We start from the raw sequence: 2744 nt of genomic DNA, 5'->3' as shown, positions 1-2744 counted from the left end.
GTATCATGGCAAAAGATAAATACGAAAAAATTCACGAAGAAATTAAAGGTCAAACCCAAGATCACCAACCCGGAATTGAATCAAAAATGAATCCCGAACCGATTTACGACGATAAAGATTATAAAGGGTCTGGCAAACTGGCTGGAAAAGTAGCACTCATTACAGGTGGAGACAGTGGTATCGGTCGTGCGATTGCCGTGGCTTATGCCAAAGAAGGTGCGAATATTGCTATCGCCTATTTAGATGAGCATGATGATGCTGAAAAAACGGTGAAGCTGATTGAAGGATATGGCGGTAAAGGGATGAAAATTGCAACTGATTTGAGTGATGATGAAAATTGCCATGACGCCATTGACCAGGTGATTGCAGAATTTGGTCAGCTAAATATATTGKTGAATAATGCTGGTAAGCAATTTCCTACAGAGGACTTCTTGAAAATCACTCCGGACCAATTGCAAGAAACATTTTCAACAAATATCTTCTCGATGTTTTACTTATCTCAGGCAGCACTTCCCCATTTATCGAAAGGGGACACCATTATCAACACGTCTTCAGTTACTGCTTACAGAGGATCGCCACATTTAATCGATTACTCGTCCACAAAAGGTGCCATCACTACATTCACCMGCTCCCTGGCACTGAACTTGATCGATAAAGGTATTCGAGTGAATGCAGTAGCGCCAGGACCGATTTGGACCCCTTTGATTCCTGCAACATTTGGCAAAGAAGAAGTAGCCAAGGCGGGAGACGACACACCAATGGCAAGACGTGGACAACCTGCAGAGAATGCTCCGGCTTACGTTTTCTTAGCATCTTCTGACTCAAGCTACATGATCGGACAAACGATACATGTAAATGGTGGAGACTTCGTTACTTCGTAGAAAATCATAAAAAAAGAAAAAGCACATCATCAAAGATGTGCTTTTTCTTATGGTTATTTGTTTAACGTTCGCAAGCAATCAGATCATTGTCGCGATCACTCTTATCATTTAAATCATACAATTTCTGATTAACGAAAGGTTTGTACTTAGTTGCCCCACCTTTATTTTTCACTGTTGATGACCGTGCAATCCCACCTGGATAAATCTTATTAATTTCTTTGCAGTTACTATATTCCTTTAATGTCACCTTAGGAGCTGCTTCCACTTGTGTATGTCCTACTATTCCTCCGATTAATGCAACAGAAAGAAGAAGACTAGTTATTCTCTTTTTCATTAATATTCCTCCAACACTACTAAATTACCAATATCATACATTTAAAATAGACTATTTGTCCAGAGAATCTAATTTATTTGTTATTATCAAGTGTGCTTTACTAATCTCCCTTTTAATTTTTTCATCACTTTTAAAATCGATACACTCACTTCTAATTGCCACTATTGCTGGATATATTGTGAAGAGAGGTGTTGAAATACAAGTGAAATGGATGTTGGGTCATAAGCTTATCACTATCGTTAGTTTCTTATTTCTGGTTACAGGATTTGCAATTTATCATGTCTATTCAACTGTTGAATCCACAGTTGAACAAATGCACGAACCCTTAAAATTTCCTGAGTCTACTTTCCGATCTACGCCTATACTAATTGAAGAGAAGCCCCCACTTTCTTTTCTGTTATTGGGAGTGGATGAGAGAGAAAACGACAGAGGACGAGCGGATACAATGATTGTAGTCACCGTAAATCCAACTGATAATACTACGAAAATCATTAGCATCCCTCGAGATACCTATACAACATTGATCGGATTGAACAAAGAAGATAAAATTAATCACTCCTATGCTTTCGGTGGTGTAGAAATGGTCAAAGCTACCGTTGAAAATTTAATGCAGATTCCTATAGATTATACAGTTTCGATTAATATGGAAGGATTTATCGGATTAGTTGATGCCGTTGAAGGTGTAGACGTAGAAAACAATTTAGCTTTTGAAGTGGATGATTTTAACTATCAACTTGGTCCCATTCATTTACAAGGTGAACAAGCATTAGCATTCGTTCGAATGAGGTATGATGATCCAAATGGGGATTTCGGCAGACAAGAACGTCAAAAAATCGTACTTAATGCTATTTTCAACAAACTGAAATCTTTCAATAGTGTGTGGAAATATAAAGAATTGTTAGCCGTTGCAGGCGACAATGTGCACACGAATTTAACGTTTGATGAAATGAAGAAAATTTTTAAAGATTATAAAGAGGCTTTTAGTCATCTGGAATCACTTTCTTTACAAGAAGGGCATGGGCAAATTTCGGATGGTGTCTGGTATTACGTGTTAGATACACATGAACTTGAAAAGATACAGCTGCAATTGCAGACACATTTAGAATTGAAAGATTGAAAAAAGCTCCATTCAAAATTGAAGAAGCTTTTTTGTATGATTACTGATGCAATTTAAAAAATCCCGCCCTATTGTAAATAGAGGCGGGATTTACAAATTAATTAGCTAACGTTACTGAATAAAACTCATTAATATCTTTATAATATTTATTTAATGAATGAGTTGATACTCCATACCATTCAGCTATTTCTTTAACGCTCCAATATGGTCCTTCAAACAATTGATGCTCTTGCCCAAATCGAATGGCACCTGCAGCTACGGCCGCTTCTTTTCTGGCATTCGGTTGATTGGTCACCAAATAGTCTTCAATGATATTCAACAATGGCTTAGGATTACGATTTTGTTTCTCGAGTCGATCCATTACTTCAAGAAGGATACCAGCTTCGAAATCGGTAAATTCGCCGCCCGCGTA

3 protein-coding genes and 1 pseudogene are annotated in these 2744 nt (G+C 37.6%); 2 read left to right on the top strand and 2 right to left on the bottom strand.

Going from position 1 to position 2744, the window contains the following annotated elements:
* Positions 1 to 5: 5 nt before the first annotated feature.
* Complete coding sequence (locus AC1DSL_RS17040) at positions 6 to 881, top strand: SDR family oxidoreductase (protein WP_477533124.1); 876 nt, start codon at positions 6 to 8, stop codon at positions 879 to 881.
* Positions 882 to 942: 61 nt separating this feature from the next.
* Here AC1DSL_RS17040 and AC1DSL_RS17035 read toward each other — a convergent pair whose 3' ends face one another.
* Positions 943 to 1215 (bottom strand): excalibur calcium-binding domain-containing protein, encoded by a 273-nt coding sequence (locus AC1DSL_RS17035; RefSeq protein ID WP_477533123.1) that lies wholly within the window; start codon positions 1213 to 1215, stop codon positions 943 to 945.
* Positions 1216 to 1393: 178 nt separating this feature from the next.
* Here AC1DSL_RS17035 and AC1DSL_RS17030 point away from each other — a divergent pair, with 178 nt between their 5' ends.
* On the top strand, positions 1394 to 2332 hold the full coding sequence (locus AC1DSL_RS17030) for an LCP family glycopolymer transferase (protein WP_477533122.1): 939 nt from the start codon (positions 1394 to 1396) through the stop codon (positions 2330 to 2332).
* Positions 2333 to 2429: 97 nt separating this feature from the next.
* On the opposite strand, the pseudogene AC1DSL_RS17025 reads toward AC1DSL_RS17030, so the two are convergent.
* Positions 2430 to 2744, bottom strand: a pseudogene (locus AC1DSL_RS17025) (metal-binding protein); the annotation flags it as partial.

The organism is Paenisporosarcina sp. P4_D4, assembly GCF_056401835.1.
Note: the sequence above shows the minus strand (reverse complement) of the source record. Positions and strands in the feature narration are given on the sequence as shown.